The following is a 17,720-nucleotide window of genomic DNA, read 5'->3' as shown; positions in this document are numbered from 1 at the left end:
TCGGGTGGCGCCCGCGCCCCGCCCGGTCGGCCGCCGCACGGGCCGTTGACGCCTCACCGTTGACGTCTCGCCATGGACGTCGCCACGGGTGCCGCGGGGCCTGTCTCAGCCGCCGAGCTGGATCCCGGCCATCCGCTTCCACTCGTACGGACCAGTGCGGACCTTGGCCGCGAAATCTCCGTCGAAGGATTCGTGCAGGGTGAGCCCGGCCTTCTCGGCGGCGACGCGCGCGACGTCGTACGTGGGGGCGACGAGATCGCCCCAGCCGCCGTCCTCACCGACGAGCACGATGCGGGTGCCGGCCTGTCCGAGATACGAGAGCCGGCCCTCCGCGCCACCGTGCCGCCGGGCGAACGAGGCGATGCTCCTGGCCAGCCGCGCCGCCCTGCGCTCCGCGCGCGCCGCCCGCCGGTCCGGGGCCCGCTTCCCGCCGGCCCGGCCGTCCTCGGCCCGGCCGTCCTCGCCGCTCTCGTCGCTCTGGTCGCTCGGGTCCACCTGCTGGGTCTCTGCCATGAACTCGATGCTACCCACGGGTAGATCAACACGCGACGGGCGGGACACGTGGCATCAGCCACGTGCCCCGCCCGTCCGCAGTTCCGGTGCCCCGGATCTTTCCAGTCGTCTAACGCAGGAAGGGATCCACCGCCACCGCCACGAAGAGCAGCGACACATAGGTGATGGACCAGTGGAACAGCCGCATCTCCTTGAGCTTGCCGCCCGTCTCGCCGGCCTTGGCGCGGGCCTGGAGGCCATGCGCCTCCCAGAGCCACCAGCCGCCCGCCGCCAGCGCCACCGACGTGTAGAACCAGCCGGTGTACCCCAGGGGGGTCAGCAGCAGCGAGACGACGAACATCACCCAGCTGTAGAGGACGATCTGGCGGGCCACCACGCGATTGGTCGCGACGACCGGGAGCATCGGCACACCCGCGCGCTCGTAGTCCGCCTTCACCTTCATCGACAGCGGCCAGTAGTGCGGCGGTGTCCAGAAGAAGATGACGAGAAAAAGAATGACGGCGGCCCAGGACACCGAGTTGGTGACGGCGGACCAGCCGATCAGCACCGGCATACAACCGGCGATCCCGCCCCAGACGATGTTCTGCGCGGTACGGCGTTTGAGGATCATCGTGTAGACGACGACGTAGAAGAGGAGCGCCCCCAGGGAGAGCGCCGCCGAGAGCCAGTTGACCAGAAAACCGAACCAGAGTGTGGAGCCCACGGTCAGTGTGAGGCCGAAGACCAGCCCTTCACGGGGCGAGACCATGCCGGTCACCAGCGGGCGCTGAGACGTACGGTCCATGAGCGCGTCGATGTCACGGTCGATATACATGTTCAGCGCGTTGGCGCCACCGGCGGAGAGATAGCCGCCGACACACGTAGTGACCACCAGCCACAGATCCGGCACGCTCCCGGCGGCCAGGAACATCACCGGAACAGTGGTGATGAGCAGCAGTTCGATGATCCGTGGCTTGGTCAGCGCCACGAACGCTTTGACACGGGCCCCGAACGGCCGATGGCCCCCCGGACTCGGAGTCAGGACGACCCCTGCGGGTCGGGACTCGACGGCCGTCACGCACACCCCTGACAGAGAAATCCCAGCAAGCTCCGGGCGTGCAGCCCCGGTGAAGCTTGCGCGTACCACGCCACTCTAGACGTTGCCCAGACACCGATCTTCGCGGGGGTGGGATGGCCTTCGGGGCGCCCGGAACGCCGTCCCCGCAGGCCCCGGGACCGTCCGTACGCACTGCGGGAAGGCGAAGTCCAAGCTGCCGGGAGGCGAAGTCCAGCCCATCACCGCACCCTGGAACGCAGGGGAAAGGTTGGGCGAGCCCACGAGGGTAGGCTCGACAACGAACCGGTGCGCCCTCAGACACCGGGATTGGACATGTGGAGAGGAGCCCTGACTCAGGGTGAGCACCAAGCCGACCACCACAGACCTCGAGTGGACCGAACTGGACCGCCGGGCGGTCGATACCGTTCGTGTCCTGGCCATGGATTCCGTACAGAAGGTCGGCAACGGCCATCCCGGTACGGCCATGAGCCTGGCCCCTGCCGCCTATGTGCTCTTCCAGAAGCTCATGCGGCACGACCCCGCCGATGCCCAGTGGACCGGCCGCGACCGGTTCATCCTCTCGGCCGGCCACTCCAGCCTGACTCTCTACATCCAGCTCTATCTGGCCGGCTACGGCCTGGAACTGAGCGATCTGGAGTCGTTCCGCACCTGGGGTTCGAAGACCCCGGGCCACCCGGAGTACGGGCACACCGTCGGTGTCGAGACCACCACGGGCCCGCTCGGCCAGGGTGTCGCGAACGCGGTGGGCATGGCGATGGCCGCCCGGTACGAGCGCGGTCTGTACGACCCGGACGCACCGGCGGGCACCTCCCCGTTCGACCACACCATCTGGGCGATCGCCGGTGACGGCTGTCTCCAGGAGGGCATCTCCGCCGAGGCGTCGTCGCTGGCCGGCCACCAGAAGCTGGGCAATCTCGTACTGCTCTGGGACGACAACCACATCTCGATCGAGGGCGACACGGAGACCGCGGTCTCCGAGGACACCCTCAAGCGGTACGAGGCGTACGGCTGGCACGTCCAGCGCGTCGAGCAGCTGCCGAGCGGCGACCTCGACCCGGCGGGCCTCCACCGCGCGCTCAAGGCCGCGCAGGCCGAGACCGAGCGCCCCTCCTTCATCGCGGCCCGCTCGATCATCGCCTGGCCCGCCCCGCACGCGCAGAACACCGAGGCCGCGCACGGCTCGGCGCTCGGCGACGCGGAGGTCGCGGCGACCAAGAAGGTCCTCGGCTTCGACCCCGAGAAGTCCTTCGACGTCTCCGAGGAGGTGCTCGCGCACACCCGTGAGGCCCTCGACCGCGGCCGTGAGGTCCGCGGCGAGTGGGAGAAGTCCTTCGCCGCCTGGCGCACCGCCAACCCGGAGCGCGCCGCGACGTTCGACCGGATCAGGGCCGGTGAACTCCCCACGGGATGGGAGGAGAAGCTCCCCGCGTTCGAGGCCGGCAAGTCGGTCGCCACGCGCGCCGCGTCCGGCAAGGTGCTCCAGGCGCTCGGCGCGGTCATCCCCGAGCTGTGGGGCGGCTCCGCCGACCTGGCGGGCTCGAACAACACCACCATCGACAAGACGTCGTCGTTCCTCCCGGTGGGCAATCCGCTGCCGGGGGCCGACCCGTACGGCCGCACGGTGCACTACGGCATCCGCGAGCACGCCATGGGCTCGACGATGAACGGCATCGCGCTGCACGGCAACACCCGTATCTACGGCGGCACTTTCCTGGTGTTCTCCGACTACATGCGCGCGTCCGTGCGGCTGGCGGCGCTGATGCGGGTACCGGTCACCTATGTCTGGACGCATGACTCGATCGGTCTGGGCGAGGACGGTCCGACCCACCAGCCCGTCGAGCATCTCGCCGTGCTGCGTGCCATTCCGGGGCTGAACATCGTCCGCCCGGCCGACGCCAACGAGACGGCGGTCGCCTGGCGCGAGATCCTCAGGCGCCATGACAAGGGCGCTCCGCACGGTCTGGCGCTCACCCGTCAGGGCGTGCCGACGTACGAGCCCAACGACGAGGCGGCCAAGGGCGGTTATGTGCTGTTCGACGCCGAGGGCGGCGCTCCCCAGGTCGTACTGATCGGTACGGGCTCCGAGGTGCAGCTCGCCGTGGAGGCGCGTGAGCGGCTCCAGGCCGACGGCATCCCGACGCGGGTCGTCTCCATGCCTTCGGTCGAGTGGTTCGAGGAGCAGGACCAGACGTACAAGGACAGTGTTCTGCCGCCTTCCGTGAAGGCGCGGGTGGCGGTCGAGGCCGGCATCGGACTGACCTGGCACCGGTATGTGGGCCAGTCCGGCCGCATCGTGTCGCTGGAGCACTTCGGAGCTTCGGCCGACGGCAAGGTCCTCTTCCGCGAGTTCGGTTTCACCGCGGAGGCGGTGGCCACCGCGGCCCGGGAATCTCTGACGGATTCGGCGCGCTGACACCCGTATACGAACAGTAGGAGATGCAACTCTTATGACAGACGCACTCAAGCGCCTCTCCGACGAAGGCGTCGCGATCTGGCTCGACGACCTGTCGCGTACGCGCATCACATCCGGCAATCTCGCCGAACTGATCGATCAGCAGCATGTGGTGGGTGTGACCACGAACCCGTCGATCTTTCAGAAGGCGATCTCCCAGGGCAGCGGTTACGACGCCCAGCTCGCGGATCTCGCGGTCCGCAAGGTCACCGTCGAGGAGGCCGTCCGCATGATCACCACGGCGGACGTCCGTGACGCCGCCGACATCCTGCGTCCGGTCTTCGACGCGACGCAGGGCCAGGACGGCCGGGTCTCCATCGAGGTCGACCCGCGCCTCGCGCACCGGACCGAGGCGACCATCGCCGAGGCCAAGCAGCTCGCCTGGCTGGTGGACCGCCCCAACACCCTTATCAAGATCCCGGCGACGAAGGCCGGTCTCCCCGCCATCACCGAGACCATCGGCCGGGGCATCAGCGTCAATGTCACGCTGATCTTCTCGCTGGAGCGCTACCGCGAGGTCATGGACGCCTATATCTCGGGTCTGGAGAAGGCCAAGGCGGCCGGCCTCGATCTCTCCAAGATCCACTCGGTGGCGTCCTTCTTCGTGTCCCGCGTGGACACGGAGATCGACAAGCGGCTCGACGCGCTGGGCACCCCCGAGGCCAAGGAGGCCCGCGGCAAGGCGGCCCTGGCCAACGCGCGCCTCGCGTACGAGGCGTACGAGGAGGTCTTCTCCTCCGACCGCTGGGCGGTCCTGGACCGGGCGCAGGCCAACAAGCAGCGTCCGCTCTGGGCCTCGACCGGTGTGAAGGACCCGGCGTACAAGGACACGCTGTACGTCGACGAGCTGGTGGCGCCCAACACGGTGAACACCATGCCGGAGGCGACCCTGGAGGCCACCGCGGACCACGGTGCCATCACCGGTGACACGGTACGTGGCACATACGACCAGGCGCGCGCGGATCTGGCGGCCGTGGCCGCGCTGGGCATCTCGTACGACGACGTCGTCCAGCTGCTGGAGGACGAGGGTGTCGAGAAGTTCGAGGCGTCCTGGAACGACCTGCTCAAGTCGACCGAGGCGGAGCTGAAGCGCCTCGCCCCTTCGGAGGGCTGATTTCCTTGACCGCAACCCACGGGGCGAATCCGCTCCGTGACGCCGCGGACCGACGGCTCCCGCGTATCGCGGGGCCGTCGGGCCTGGTCATCTTCGGTGTCACGGGGGATCTGTCCCGCAAGAAGCTGATGCCCGCGATCTATGACCTGGCCAACCGCGGTCTGCTCCCGCCGGGCTTCTCGCTCGTCGGTTTCGCGCGCCGCGAATGGCAGGACGAGGACTTCGCGCAGGAGGTCCACGACGCCGTCAAGGAGCACGCGCGTACGCCGTTCCGTGAGGAGGTCTGGCAGCAGCTCATCCAGGGGATGCGCTTCGTCCAGGGTGACTTCGGCGACGACGACGCGTTCGAGAATCTGAAGGCGACGATCGCGGACCTGGACAAGACCCAGGGCACCGGCGGCAACTTCGCCTTCTATCTCTCCGTACCGCCCAAGTTCTTCCCGCAGGTCGTCCAGCAGCTCAAGAAGCACGGGCTGGCCGACCAGAAGGAGGGCTCCTGGCGGCGCGCGGTCATCGAGAAGCCGTTCGGCCACGATCTGACCTCGGCGAAGCAGCTCAACAAGGTCGTCCACGAGGTCTTCCCGTCCAACGAGGTCTTCCGGATCGACCACTATCTGGGCAAGGAGACCGTCCAGAACATCCTGGCGCTGCGGTTCGCCAACACCCTCTTCGAGCCGATCTGGAACCGGTCGTACGTCGACCATGTCCAGATCACCATGGCCGAGGACATCGGCATCGGCGGCCGGGCCGGCTACTACGACGGCATCGGCGCCGCCCGTGATGTCATCCAGAACCATCTGCTCCAGCTCCTCGCGCTGACCGCCATGGAGGAGCCCGCCTCCTTCGACGCGGACGCGCTGGTCGCGGAGAAGACCAAGGTGCTGGGCGCGGTGCGGCTGCCCAAGGATCTGGGCGCGGACACCGTGCGCGGACAGTACGCCGCGGGCTGGCAGGGCGGCGTGAAGGCCGTCGGCTATCTGGAAGAGGACGGGATCGACAGCAGGTCGAAGACCGACACCTACGCCGCGATCAAGCTGGAGATCGACAACCGCCGCTGGGCGGGTGTCCCGTTCTACCTCCGTACCGGAAAGCGGCTCGGCCGCCGGGTCACGGAGATCGCGCTGGTCTTCCAGCGCGCCCCGCACTCCCCCTTCGACCACACCTCCACGGAGGAGCTGGGGCAGAACGCCCTGGTCATCCGGGTGCAGCCGGACGAGGGCGTGACGATGCGATTCGGCTCCAAGGTGCCCGGCACCTCGATGGAGGTACGGGACGTCTCGATGGACTTCGCGTACGGCGAGTCCTTCACCGAGTCCAGCCCCGAGGCGTACGAGCGGCTCATCCTCGATGTGCTGCTCGGCGACTCGAACCTCTTCCCGCGTGTGGAGGAGGTCGAGCTGTCCTGGAAGATCCTCGACCCGATCGAGGAGTACTGGGAGAAGCACGGCAGGCCCGCGCAGTACGAGTCCGGGACCTGGGGTCCGGTCGAGGCGGACGAAATGCTCGCACGAGACGGACGGAGCTGGCGCCGGCCATGAAGATCGACCTTACGGACACCACGTCCAGCAAGATCAACAAGGCGTTGGTGCAGGGGCGCCGGGCGATCGGCACACCCGCCGTCGGCATGGTCCTCACCCTGGTCATCGTCACCGACGAGGAGAACCAGTACGACGCGCTCAGGGCCGCCGACGAGGCGTCCCGCGAGCATCCGTCGCGCAAGCTCGTCGTCGTCAAGCGGTTCTCGCGCTCGGCGCGCGAGCGGTCCAAGGCGCGGCTGGACGCGGAGGTACGGGTAGGCGCGGACGCGGGCACCGGTGAGACGGTCGTCCTGCGGCTGTACGGCGAGGTCATCGACCACGCCCAGTCGGTGGTGCTGCCGCTGCTGCTGCCCGACGCCCCGGTCGTCGTGTGGTGGCCCGTGAACCCGCCGGCCAACCCGGCCAAGGACGCGCTGGGCAAGCTGGCGCAGCGCCGGGTGACGGACACCCACGCGGCGGAGAACCCGACCGAGGAACTGACGGTCCGCGCCGACGCGTACACCCCGGGCGACACCGATCTGGCCTGGACCCGCATCACGCCCTGGCGCTCGATGCTGGCCGCCGCGCTGGACCAGGTGGACTGCGCCATCACCTCCGTGGAGGTGGAGGGCGAGCAGCACAATCCGAGCTCCGAACTGCTCGCCATGTGGCTCGCGGACCGGCTGCACGTACCGGTACGGCGCTCCGTCTCCTCGGGGCCGGGTCTCACGGCCGTACGGCTGGAGACCACCTGCGGCCCGATCAGTCTGCACCGGGCGGACGGCTCGCTGGCGACCCTCTCCATCGAGGGCCAGCCGGACCGCGCGGTGGCGCTGAAGCGGCGGGACACCTCCGAGCTGATCGCGGAGGAGCTGCGCCGACTGGACCCGGACGACATCTACGCGTCGGCTCTGCGGTTCGGTGTGGAGCGGCTGGGCGGCGCGCCGGACCCGTCGTCCGCCGGACCCGCCGAGGGATCCGGTGCGCCGGGTACGGCCGCGACCGCCACGAAGAAGGCTCCGGCCAAGAAGGCGGCGTCCAAGTGAGTGCCCCGCAGGTGGTCGTCCACCGGGACAAGGAGCTGATGGCCCAGGCCGCGGCGGCCCGGCTGATCACCAAGGTCGTGGACGCCCAGGCCGCCCGGGGCTCCGCCTCGGTGGTGCTGACGGGCGGACGCAACGGCAACGGGCTGCTGGCCGCGCTGTCGGCGGCGCCCGCCCGTGACGCGATCGACTGGGCACGGCTGGATCTGTGGTGGGGCGACGAGCGCTTCCTGCCCGAGGGTGACCCGGAGCGGAATGTCACCCAGGCACGGGAGGCGCTGCTCGGCTCGGTGCCGCTGGACCCGTCACGGGTGCACGCGATGCCGGCCTCGGACGGTCCTTACGGCAGCGATGTGGAGGCCGCGGCCGCCGCGTACGCCACCGAGCTCGCCGCGGCGTCCCGGCCGGAGGACCACGGTCCCGTGCCGACGTTCGACGTCCTGATGCTGGGGGTCGGGCCCGACACGCATGTCGCGTCGCTCTTCCCGGAGCTGCCCGGCGTACGGGAGACCGAGCGCACGGTGGTCGCCGTGCACGGCGCTCCCAAGCCTCCGCCGACCCGTATCTCGCTCACCCTGCCCGCGATCCGCGCGGCCCATGAGGTCTGGCTGCTCGCGGCGGGCGAGGACAAGGCGAAGGCGGCGGAGATCGCCCTGTCGGGCGCGGGTGAGATCCAGGCCCCGGCGGCGGGCGCGTACGGCAGGAGCCGCACCCTGTGGCTGCTGGACGCGGCGGCGGCCTCGGGGCTGCCGCGCGGTCTCTATCCGCCGGCCTCGGCCTGACGATCCGTCGGTCCGGTGCCGCGAAGGCCCGGTTCACGACGGCCGGTTCACGAAGGCCCGGTCCGTCTCCGGACGGACCGGGCCTTCGCGTGTCCCGTACGGGGGTCCGTCCCGGAGCGGCGTCAGAGAATGATCTGCCCGGCGGTCGCCTCCAGGTCCGCGACGGCGCTGCGGGCCGCGCCCACGAAACGGTCGAAGACCTCATTGGTGGAGACGGGGCGGCCCAGCCGGGTGTAGGTGCCGAACATGCTCTCGCGCAGTTCGGTGGTGATCTCCAGCTGGCCCCCCATACCGAGGAGCGTGCGGTTGGCGATGTTCTGGGGCTGCACCCCGGCGAGATCGGGCACGTCCGAGCCGTCGATCGTCTGGAACCCGGCCGCGCCGAGGGCCGTGTGCAGCAGCTCCTTGAAGCGGTCGTTGCGTCCGCCCACCACGACGGCCTCGGGGCGGCTCGCCGGGGCACCGGCCTGGTCGGCCTGGCAGCCGTGCAGGCTCAGCACATTGAGACTGCCCGCCGCCAGGGCGAGCGCGACCCCGTCGTCGCAGTGCGACGAGGTGACATGCATCGTCCCGTTGCCGCTGGACTTGAGCCCCTCGAACATCCAGTAGTCGTACACCGGACCGCCCGCCGGTGTGACCGCGAAGGTGGCCGGGTGGTAGCCGGCTATGGCGAGGCACAGCTCCGAGGTCCCGGGCTCGATACCGCCGCCGTGCAGTGCCATGACGGTGGTACGCGGGTAGCGGGGGGCCGTGCCGAGGCTGCTGTCGAGGGTCTCGTGCCGCTTGTAGCGGCGGGCGAAGTCCAGGCCCTCACTGCCCGCGAGCCTGGTGTAGAGGTCCGTGTTGGACGCGTAGTAGTCGGCGGCGTACGCGGGTGAGGCGCCGGCCCCGGCCAGCAGGGACCCGCTCACGGTGGCGGTGGCCAGGGCGGCGAGGACCGTACGACGGCTGGTGTGTGTCATGCCCCCATGATCCACTCGTCCCGGCACAGAGGCGAGGCCTTTCCCGCGCTTCCCCTCCTCCCGGGCCCCCCGGCCGGATCGGAAAGGGTCACTCCCTGATCAGAAAGGGCTCCAGCAGGCCGGGAACGGCCTCCGCCGCGAAGGCCAGGCCCTCGCCCTCCGCCGTGTCGTACACGTGGTACGCGCCGCTTCCCGCGGCCGTGGTCGCGGTCAGGGTCAGCAGGCCCGCACGGCGCTGGAAGTAGGACTGCCGGACCGTCCAGCCGATCACCCCGCCGCGCTGGAGGGCGACGGTCGTACGGCGCAGCGTGCCCGAGCGGGCCACCAGATAGCCGCCGCCGAGGCCATGGCCCAGATTGCGGTACGAGTCGAGCGCGAGCAGCACCGCGACCGGCAGCGCCACCACGGCGCCCACCGCCGCGACGATCAGCAGCACACCGGTCAGCAGCAGACCGAGGACCGTCAGGAGCGCCGGCGGCAGCAGTGCGGCGGACAGGGCCCAGCGCAGCCGGCGCGCACGGGCCGCGCGGGGGTGCGGAGCCAGCGGGACCGCCCGTGTCGGGGAGAGGGGCTCCCGCAGTATCCGGGCCGCCACCTCGTCCGCCACCGCCCGCGGCGCGGGCGGCAGCAGGCTCTTCTGGTCGGCCTGCTCGTCCTCCTCGTCCTGCGCGAGCCCCGTGGCGATCGCGTCCAGCCTGGCCGCGCCGGCCAGCCGGACCCCGAGCGGTTCGACCAGTTCCACCCCGCGCAGCCGCCGCTCCTCGATGGAGACCGAGCGGGAGGTGAACAGCCCGCGCCGGACCCGCAGGGTGCCTCCGGGCTCCCGTTCCAACCGGTAGTTCCACCACATCTCGATCCAGAGGGCGAGCGCGCCGACGACCCCCGCGATCCCCGCCGCCACCGCGAACCCCACGAGCAGCACGATCCCCCAGACGGGAGAGATGTCCCGCACATGGCCGCCCGCCCAGTGGACCACCCGGCCCTGCACACCGAACCACTCGCTGAGCTGGAACAGTCCGCCGACGCCCGCGCCCGCCAGCGCCAGACTGAGGAAGGAGAGCGGCGCGTACCGGATCCAGCCCGGATCGAGCGCCGCCAGCATGCCGTCGTCGGCGCCTTCCGCGGCCCCGTCCCCCTCGGCGGCGCGGCCGAGCAGTGCCGTACGGAGCCGTTCGCCCTCGGCCCTGGTGACCGGGTCGAGTTCCAGCGTGGACTCACCGCCGGTCTGCTCACCGGTCCCTATCCGGACCTTCACCAGCCCGAGCAGCCGGAGCAGCGGATTGGCCGTGAGATCGACCGTCCGTATCCGCTCGCGCGCCAGCGAACGCCGTTTGACCAGGAAGAGACCGGTGTGCAGCTCGGCGCGCTCGGGCCCTGTCCGGTACCGGGTACGGCGCCAGCGGACATAGTCCCCGAACGTACCGGAGACGATCAGCAGCGCGGCCCCCGCCAGTACCCAGGTGAACGCCTCCCCGAGCGGGCGACTGCCCGACAGTCCCATGACGGCAGGCACCCCGGCACCCACGACGAACCCCGTCAGGACCGCCACGGTGACCAGCAGAGTGCGCCGGTCGAGCCGCCGCCAGCTCTCTTCCCCGGCCGCCCCGGGGTCTTCGAGGCTCGGGGACCCGGCGCTCTCCACGGGTTTCCGGGCCCCTACGGCGTCCGCGGGGTCGCTCATGTGGCGTCCCCGGGGGTCGCCTCGGTGATCCGGGTCAGCCGCTCGGCCAGCTCCGCGGCCAGCTCGTGGTCGAGCCCCTCGATATGGACCGCGCCCTTGGACGACGCGGTGGTGACGATCACCGTGGCGAGCCGGAAGAGCTGCTCCAGCGGACCACGCACGGTGTCCACGGTCTGTATCCGGGACATCGGCGCGATCCGCCACTCCTGCCAGAAGAAGCCGGTACGGACATAGACCGCCTCCTCCGTCACCTCCCAGCGGTGCACCCTGAACCACCACACGGGTATCAGCGCCGTGCAGAGGAGGCCGAGCACCGCCAGGACGGCGGCGGGGACCAGCAGCCACGCCCGTGCGGGGGCGATGAGCGCCCCCAGCACGGCCGGTATCCCCGCCACCACCACGGTCAGCGCCAGCCACTGGGCGCGCCACCAGCCGATGGCGCGCTCGTTCAGTGTGTTGTTGGGCGGCCGGAGCCGCTGCGCCCCCTCCGCCACCGGTTCAGCGGCCACGCAGTGAACGGTACGCGGCGACCAGCGCCGCGGTCGAAGCGTCGAGCCGGCCGCCGGACTCCTCGCCGGTGAGTACGGGCTCGATCCGCTTGGCGAGCACCTTGCCCAGCTCGACGCCCCACTGGTCGAAGGAGTCGATGTCCCAGACGGCGCCCTGGACGAACACCTTGTGCTCGTAGAGCGCGATGAGCTGGCCCAGCACGGACGGGGTGAGGGTCTCGGCGAGGATCGTGGTCGTCGGGTGGTTGCCGCGGAAGGTCTTGTGCGGCACCAGCTCCTCCGGCACGCCCTCGGCCCGTACCTCGTCGGGCGTCTTGCCGAAGGCGAGCGCCTGGGTCTGCGCGAAGAAGTTGGCCATCAGCAGATCGTGCTGTGCGACCAGCTCGGGCCGCAGATCGTCGACGGGCCGGGCGAAGCCGATGAAGTCGGCCGGGATGACCTTGGTGCCCTGGTGGATCAACTGGTAGTACGCGTGCTGCCCGTTGGTGCCCGGCGTGCCCCAGACCACGGGTCCGGTCTGCCATTCGACCGGCCGGCCCTCGCGGTCCACCGACTTGCCGTTGGACTCCATGTCGAGCTGCTGGAGATACGCCGTGAACTTCGACAGATAGTGGCTGTAGGGCAGGACGGCGTGCGACTGGGCGTCGAAGAACGACCCGTACCAGATCCCCAGCAGCCCCAGCAGCAGAGGCGCGTTGGCCTCCGGCGGCGCGGTACGGAAGTGCTCGTCGACCAGATGGAAGCCGTCCAGCATCTCCCGGAACCGGCCGGGCCCGATCGCGATCATCAGCGAGAGACCGATGGCCGAGTCGTACGAGTAGCGCCCGCCCACCCAGTCCCAGAACTCGAACATGTTGGCCGTGTCGATACCGAACTCGGCGACCTTGCCGGCGTTGGTGGAGAGCGCCACGAAGTGCTTGGCGACGGCCTCCTGCCCGGCGCCCAGCCCGGTCAGCAGCCAGGAGCGGGCCGAGGTGGCGTTGGTGATGGTCTCGATGGTGGTGAAGGTCTTGGAGGCGACGATGAAGAGCGTCTCGGCCGGATCCAGGTCCCGTACGGCCTCGTGCAGGTCCGCGCCGTCCACGTTGGAGACGAACCGGACCGTGAGGTCACGGTCGGTGAAGGACCGGAGCACCTCGTAGGCCATCGCGGGACCGAGGTCCGAACCGCCGATACCGATATTGATCACGTTCTTGATGGGACGCCCGGTGTGACCGGTCCACTCGCCGGACCTGATCCGGTCGGCGAACGCGCTCATCCTGTCGAGTACGGCGTGCACCGCCGGTACGACGTTCTCCCCGTCCACCTCGATGACGGCGTCGCGCGGGGCGCGCAGCGCCGTGTGCAGTACGGCGCGGTCCTCGGTGGTGTTGATCTTCTCGCCGCGGAACATCGCGTCCCGCAGCTCGGCCACCCCGGTCGCCGCGGCCAGCTCACGGAGCAGCGCCAGCGTCTCGTCGGTCACCAGGTGCTTGGAGTAGTCGAGGTAGAGGTCGCCCACCCGGAGGGTGTAGCCGGTGCCGCGCGCCGGATCGGCGGCGAACAGCTCCCGCAGATGCGTCTGCCCGAGCTGTTCACGGTGCTTGCCGAGCGCGTTCCACTCGGGCGTCCGGTTGAGCCTGGTACGGCCTTCTGCGTTCATCTCGGACATCGGTCCACTTCTTCTCGTGCGTGTGTGCGTGCCCTGCTGCCCGTCCAACCTATGCGATCAGGGTGGCCGCGCGGCGGCGGGACGGGCCGCGCGGCGGCGGGGCGACGCGGGTCACGGACGGGGCAGAACAAACCGGCCGGACACCTGTTGGGTGTCCGGCCGGCTGAAGTATGTCCAGATCTTGCTGTATCCGGATCTCGGTATGTCCGGATCCCGCTGTCGAGATCCCGATGTCTAGATCTCGCCGCGCAGTTTGGCGAGCGCCTCGGCGAGGATCGCCTCGCCGTCCGCGTCGCTGCGTCGCTCCCGTACATAGGCGAGGTGCGTCTTGTACGGCTCGGTGCGCGGCGGGTCCGGCGGATTGTCCCGGTCCTGACCGGCCGGGAATCCGCAGCGCGGGCAGTCCCACGTCTCCGGAACCTGTGCGTCACTGGCGAAGCTCGGCTGCGTCTCGTGCCCGTTGGAGCACCAGAAGGAGATGCGCAGGCGGGGCGCGGACTCGCCACGCTCGGCCTCACCCATCGGCCCCGCTCCGACCCGGCTTCCCCGGATCGCGTTGCCACTTGCCACGGTCGTAACTCCCTGCGTGATGGTGCCGCAAAGCATCGATAGGCAGCTCCGCTGCCGGGCGCCCCAGTCTACGTAAGGCCCAACGCGCGTCCAGTGAAGGGAGTTACCCCCTGCCGCCCGGCGCGGAACCCCATGATAGGCCGCGCCCGCGACGCCGTACCGTACGCGGCCTAGCTGTCCAGCTTCAGCAGCAGACCAAGCACGACGATGCTCGCGAACCACAGCAGACCGACAACAACGGTGATGCGGTCGAGGTTACGCTCGGCGACGGAGGAACCACCGACGGACGACTGCATTCCGCCACCGAACATGTCGGAGAGGCCGCCGCCCTTCCCCTTGTGCATCAGCACGAGCAGCATCATCAGCAGACTGAAGACGATGAGGGCGATCGAGAACCCCATTACCACGGCTGGACCAACTTCCTCGGACTGACGGGACCGACAGGACTGATGTATCTGATACGCACTGCGGGGACCGGGCGGCATCTTCCGTGAGAACGGATCGGAGATGCCCGTACGGCCCCCGCAAGGGTACGACGGATCCGTGCCACCGCATACTTACCGGTCACGGAACCTGCTGACCGGCGCCTACTGGTCCCGGAACCTGACGATCTTGACGAACTCGTCGGCGTCCAGCGCCGCGCCGCCCACCAGGGCGCCGTCCACATCGGGCTGTGTCATGATCGCGGCGACATTCCCGGACTTCACCGAGCCGCCGTACTGGATCCGGACCTGGTCGGCCAGCTCCTGCGAGTACAGCTCGGCCAGCCGCCCGCGGATCGCCCCGCAGACCTCCTGCGCGTCCTCGGGGGTGGCGACCTCGCCGGTGCCGATGGCCCATACGGGCTCGTAGGCGATCACCACGGACTCGGCCTGCTCGGCCGGGATGTCCTTGAGTCCGCCGTCGAGCTGGCTCAGCGTGTAGGAGACCTGGTCACCGGCCTTGCGGATGTCCAGACCCTCGCCCACACAGAGGATCGGGGTCAGCCCGTGCCGGAACGCGGCCTTGACCTTGGCGTTGCAGATCTCGTCCGTCTCGGCGTGGTACTGCCGTCGCTCGGAGTGACCCACCGCGACATAGGCGCACTTCAGCTTGGACAGCATCGGGCCCGAGATCTCACCGGTGTACGCGCCGGAGTCGTGCGCCGAGATGTCCTGGGCGCCGTACTTGATCTTGAGCTTGTCGCCGTCGACCAGGGTCTGCACGGACCGCAGATCGGTGAAGGGCGGCAGAACGGCCACCTCGACGGCGTCGTAGTCCTTGTCCGTCAATGCGAAGGCGAGCTTCTGGACATGGGCGATGGCCTCGAGGTGGTTGAGGTTCATCTTCCAGTTGCCCGCCATCAGCGGGGTACGGGTGCTCATTTGGGGGTCAGTCCTCCAGTGCGGCGAGGCCGGGAAGCGTCTTGCCCTCGAGATATTCGAGGCTGGCGCCGCCACCGGTCGAAATATGGCCGAATGCGTTCTCGTCGAAGCCCAGGATGCGGACGGCGGCGGCGGAGTCGCCACCGCCGACGACGGAGAAGCCCGGGGAGTCGACGAGCGCCTGGGCGACGGCCCTGGTGCCCTCGGCGTAGTCGGGGTGCTCGAAGACGCCCATGGGACCGTTCCAGAAGACGGTCTCGGCGTCGAGGAGCTTGGAAGCGTACAGACGGCCGGTCTCGGGGCCGATGTCCAGGCCCATCTTTCCGGCCGGGATGGCGTCGGCGGCCACCGTGTCGGGGTGCGCGGGCGCCTTGGTCTTCAGGTCCGGGAACTCCGCGGCGACCAGGACGTCCACGGGGAGGACGAACTCCACACCGCGCTCGTCGGCCCGCTTCAGATACTCCTGGACGACCGGGATCTGATCCTCCTGGACGAGCGAGGAGCCGATCTCGTGGCCCTGTGCCTTCAGGAAGGTGAAGAGCATGCCGCCGCCGATCAGGATGCGGTCGGCCTTCTCCAGGAGATGGTCGATGACCCCGAGCTTGTCGGAGACCTTGGCGCCGCCGAGGACCACGGCGTAGGGCCGCCGTACCTCGTCCGTGAGCTTCTTGAGCACGGCGACCTCGGTGGCGATCAGACCGCCCGCCGCGTGCGGCAGCCGGGCCGGCAGATCGAAGACCGAGGCGTGCTTGCGGTGCACCGCGCCGAAGCCGTCGCCGACATAGAGATCGGCCAGCCCGGCGAGCTGGTCGGCGAAGGCGCCGCGCTCGGCGTCGTCCTTCGAGGTCTCGCCCGGGTTGAAGCGCAGATTCTCGATGACGGCGACCCGGCCGTCGGCGAGGTCCGCGACCACGGCCTTGGCGGAGTCGCCGACGGTGTCGGTCGCGAACGCCACGTCCGCGCCGAGGAGTTCACCGAGGCGCGCGGCGGCGGGGGCGAGCGAGAAGGCGGGGTCCGGGGCGCCCTTGGGGCGGCCCAAGTGGGAGGCGACGACGACCCGGGCGCCGGCCTCGGCGAGCCGGGCGACCGTCGGCAGGACGGCCCGGATCCGGCCGTCGTCGGTGATGGTGGTGCCGTCGAGCGGCACATTGAGGTCGGCACGGACGAATACGCGCTTGCCGCCGACCCCTTCGGCGAGAAGTTCGTCGATCGTCTTCATCTGCTGCTGGACTCCTTGGGATGTCTGGACAGGCCAACAGGGCTCGAACAGCGCAGCGGGTGCGCCGACCGAGCCCTGTCGCTCATATCGAGATGCCTACCGGCCCTGAACTCAGCGGCCCTGAACTCATGGGCCCTGTGTCAGAGCTGGCCACCGACGTCAGAGCTGGCCACCGACGAAGACGGTCAGGTCGACAAGACGGTTGGAGTAGCCCCACTCGTTGTCGTACCAGCCGATGACCTTCACGTTCTTGCCCTGGACCATGGTCAGGGAGGAGTCGAAGGTGCAGGAGGCGGGCCAGTTGACGATGTCCGAGGAGACGATCGCGTCCTCGGTGTAGTCCAGGATGCCCTTGAGCTGGCCCTCGGCGGCCTTCTGGAACGCGGTGTTCACCTCGTCCTTGGTCACCTCGCGCTCCAGCTCGATGACCAGGTCGGTGACGGAGCCCGTCGGGACCGGGACGCGCATCGCGATGCCGTCGAGCTTGCCCGCCAGCTCCGGGATCACCAGGGCGGTGGCCTTGGCGGCACCGGTGGTGGTCGGAATGATGTTCTCCGCGGCGGCGCGGGCGCGGCGCAGGTCCTTGTGCGGGAAGTCCAGGATGCGCTGGTCGTTCGTGTACGCGTGGACCGTGGTCATCATGCCCTTGACGATGCCGAAGTTCTCCAGGAGAACCTTGGCCATCGGCGCCACACAGTTGGTGGTGCAGGAGGCGTTGGAGATGACGTGGTGGCTGGCCGCGTCGTACTTGTCCTGGTTGACGCCCATCACGATGGTGATGTCCTCGTCCTTGGCCGGAGCCGAGATGAGGACCTTCTTGGCGCCGCCCGCGATGTGCTTGGCGGCGTCGTCCTTCTTGGTGAAGATACCGGTCGACTCGATGACGATGTCGACACCCAGCTCACCCCAGGGGATGTCGGCCGGGTTGCGCTCGGAGAGCACCTTGATCGTGTGCCCGTCGACGGTGATCGTGTCGGCGGTGTGGGTCACCTCGGCCTTCAGACGGCCCAGGATGGTGTCGTACTTCAGAAGGTGCGCCGTGGTCGCAGTGTCACCCAGGTCGTTGACAGCCACGATCTCGATGTCTGCACCCTGCTCCAGCAGCGCGCGGAAGTAGTTACGACCGATGCGGCCAAAGCCGTTGATGCCTACGCGGATCGTCACGAACCGATCTCCTCGTTAGGTACGCCGGGTTTCGACGCCGGCGAGTTGTATGGGATGTCCCCGACCGCTTAAGACCCTACCTCTCCGCGGCGGGCCTGGTGACATCGAGTGGCGCCGCGAGC

Annotated in this window: 16 protein-coding genes; 5 read left to right on the top strand and 11 right to left on the bottom strand. The window is 69.5% G+C overall.

Features of this window, described 5'->3' with window-relative positions; genetic code table 11:
* Positions 1 to 105 precede the first annotated feature (105 nt).
* Both OG214_RS29340 and OG214_RS29335 read right to left on the bottom strand, forming a co-directional pair.
* Complete coding sequence (locus tag OG214_RS29340; RefSeq protein WP_405986421.1) at positions 106 to 513, bottom strand: hypothetical protein; 408 nt, start codon at positions 511 to 513, stop codon at positions 106 to 108.
* 109 nt (positions 514 to 622) lie between these two features.
* Entirely contained in the window at positions 623 to 1,570 is a 948-nt protein-coding gene (locus tag OG214_RS29335; RefSeq protein ID WP_363084538.1) for a heme o synthase, read from the bottom strand.
* 337 nt (positions 1,571 to 1,907) lie between these two features.
* Here OG214_RS29335 and tkt point away from each other — a divergent pair, with 337 nt between their 5' ends.
* From tkt to pgl, 5 genes are read left to right on the top strand one after another with little or no spacing between them, the layout of a single operon-like run.
* On the top strand, positions 1,908 to 3,983 hold the full coding sequence (gene tkt / locus OG214_RS29330) for a transketolase (protein WP_405986420.1): 2,076 nt from the start codon (positions 1,908 to 1,910) through the stop codon (positions 3,981 to 3,983).
* Between the two features lie 34 nt (positions 3,984 to 4,017).
* Complete coding sequence (gene tal / locus OG214_RS29325; protein WP_405986419.1) at positions 4,018 to 5,136, top strand: transaldolase; 1,119 nt, start codon at positions 4,018 to 4,020, stop codon at positions 5,134 to 5,136.
* Positions 5,137 to 5,141: 5 nt separating this feature from the next.
* On the top strand, positions 5,142 to 6,674 hold the full coding sequence (zwf, locus tag OG214_RS29320; protein ID WP_363084541.1) for a glucose-6-phosphate dehydrogenase: 1,533 nt from the start codon (positions 5,142 to 5,144) through the stop codon (positions 6,672 to 6,674).
* Entirely contained in the window at positions 6,671 to 7,699 is a 1,029-nt protein-coding gene (opcA, locus tag OG214_RS29315) for a glucose-6-phosphate dehydrogenase assembly protein OpcA (RefSeq protein WP_363084542.1), read from the top strand. Before zwf ends, opcA begins: the two co-directional genes overlap by 4 nt.
* A complete protein-coding gene (pgl, locus tag OG214_RS29310; protein WP_365902472.1) occupies positions 7,696 to 8,478 on the top strand; it encodes a 6-phosphogluconolactonase in 783 nt (260 codons plus the stop codon). Before opcA ends, pgl begins: the two co-directional genes overlap by 4 nt.
* Before the next feature lie 122 nt (positions 8,479 to 8,600).
* On the opposite strand, the gene OG214_RS29305 is transcribed toward pgl, so the two are convergent.
* The 9 genes from OG214_RS29305 to gap all read right to left on the bottom strand — a co-directional run bounded on the left by OG214_RS29305 (position 8,601) and on the right by gap (position 17,598).
* Positions 8,601 to 9,440: a poly-gamma-glutamate hydrolase family protein gene (locus tag OG214_RS29305; protein ID WP_363085684.1), complete on the bottom strand. Its 840-nt coding sequence runs from the start codon at positions 9,438 to 9,440 to the stop codon at positions 8,601 to 8,603.
* Between the two features lie 88 nt (positions 9,441 to 9,528).
* The gene (locus OG214_RS29300) at positions 9,529 to 11,121 is read right to left on the bottom strand and encodes a PH domain-containing protein (RefSeq protein WP_405986418.1); all 1,593 of its coding nucleotides are present in this window, start codon (positions 11,119 to 11,121) and stop codon (positions 9,529 to 9,531) included.
* Complete coding sequence (locus OG214_RS29295; RefSeq protein ID WP_405986417.1) at positions 11,118 to 11,630, bottom strand: PH domain-containing protein; 513 nt, start codon at positions 11,628 to 11,630, stop codon at positions 11,118 to 11,120. The genes OG214_RS29300 and OG214_RS29295 overlap by 4 nt, the downstream gene beginning before the upstream one ends.
* Entirely contained in the window at positions 11,620 to 13,272 is a 1,653-nt protein-coding gene (gene pgi, locus OG214_RS29290) for a glucose-6-phosphate isomerase (protein ID WP_363085688.1), read from the bottom strand. Before pgi ends, OG214_RS29295 begins: the two co-directional genes overlap by 11 nt.
* Positions 13,273 to 13,515: 243 nt before the next feature.
* Complete coding sequence (locus OG214_RS29285; protein WP_003976875.1) at positions 13,516 to 13,851, bottom strand: RNA polymerase-binding protein RbpA; 336 nt, start codon at positions 13,849 to 13,851, stop codon at positions 13,516 to 13,518.
* A gap of 170 nt (positions 13,852 to 14,021) precedes the next feature.
* Positions 14,022 to 14,252: a preprotein translocase subunit SecG gene (secG, locus tag OG214_RS29280; RefSeq protein WP_363083672.1), complete on the bottom strand. Its 231-nt coding sequence runs from the start codon at positions 14,250 to 14,252 to the stop codon at positions 14,022 to 14,024.
* A 186-nt stretch (positions 14,253 to 14,438) separates the two neighbouring features.
* Positions 14,439 to 15,215, bottom strand: a complete 777-nt coding sequence (gene tpiA, locus OG214_RS29275) for a triose-phosphate isomerase (protein ID WP_363083673.1) — start codon at positions 15,213 to 15,215, stop codon at positions 14,439 to 14,441.
* Between the two features lie 7 nt (positions 15,216 to 15,222).
* Positions 15,223 to 16,434: a phosphoglycerate kinase gene (locus OG214_RS29270; protein ID WP_363083674.1), complete on the bottom strand. Its 1,212-nt coding sequence runs from the start codon at positions 16,432 to 16,434 to the stop codon at positions 15,223 to 15,225.
* A gap of 159 nt (positions 16,435 to 16,593) precedes the next feature.
* On the bottom strand, positions 16,594 to 17,598 hold the full coding sequence (gene gap, locus OG214_RS29265) for a type I glyceraldehyde-3-phosphate dehydrogenase (protein WP_363083675.1): 1,005 nt from the start codon (positions 17,596 to 17,598) through the stop codon (positions 16,594 to 16,596).
* Between the last annotated feature and the right edge of the window lie 122 nt (positions 17,599 to 17,720).

It is taken from the genome of Streptomyces sp. NBC_00872 (assembly GCF_045161915.1).
GTDB lineage: Bacteria > Actinomycetota > Actinomycetes > Streptomycetales > Streptomycetaceae > Streptomyces.
This window is presented reverse-complemented; position numbering and strand designations above follow the sequence as displayed.

Excerpts from the sequence above, each read along its gene's own strand:
- OG214_RS29340 (WP_405986421.1), bottom strand. The coding sequence starts at position 513 with ATGGCAGAGACCCAGCAGGTGGACCCGAGCGACCAGAGCGACGAGAGC.
- pgi (WP_363085688.1), bottom strand. The coding sequence starts at position 13,272 with ATGAACGCAGAAGGCCGTACCAGGCTCAACCGGACGCCCGAGTGGAAC.
- OG214_RS29300 (WP_405986418.1), bottom strand. The coding sequence starts at position 11,121 with ATGAGCGACCCCGCGGACGCCGTAGGGGCCCGGAAACCCGTGGAGAGC.
- OG214_RS29305 (WP_363085684.1), bottom strand. The coding sequence starts at position 9,440 with ATGACACACACCAGCCGTCGTACGGTCCTCGCCGCCCTGGCCACCGCC.
- tal (WP_405986419.1), top strand. The coding sequence starts at position 4,018 with ATGACAGACGCACTCAAGCGCCTCTCCGACGAAGGCGTCGCGATCTGG.
- opcA (WP_363084542.1), top strand. The coding sequence starts at position 6,671 with ATGAAGATCGACCTTACGGACACCACGTCCAGCAAGATCAACAAGGCG.
- OG214_RS29270 (WP_363083674.1), bottom strand. The coding sequence starts at position 16,434 with ATGAAGACGATCGACGAACTTCTCGCCGAAGGGGTCGGCGGCAAGCGC.
- secG (WP_363083672.1), bottom strand. The coding sequence starts at position 14,252 with ATGGGGTTCTCGATCGCCCTCATCGTCTTCAGTCTGCTGATGATGCTG.
- tpiA (WP_363083673.1), bottom strand. The coding sequence starts at position 15,215 with ATGAGCACCCGTACCCCGCTGATGGCGGGCAACTGGAAGATGAACCTC.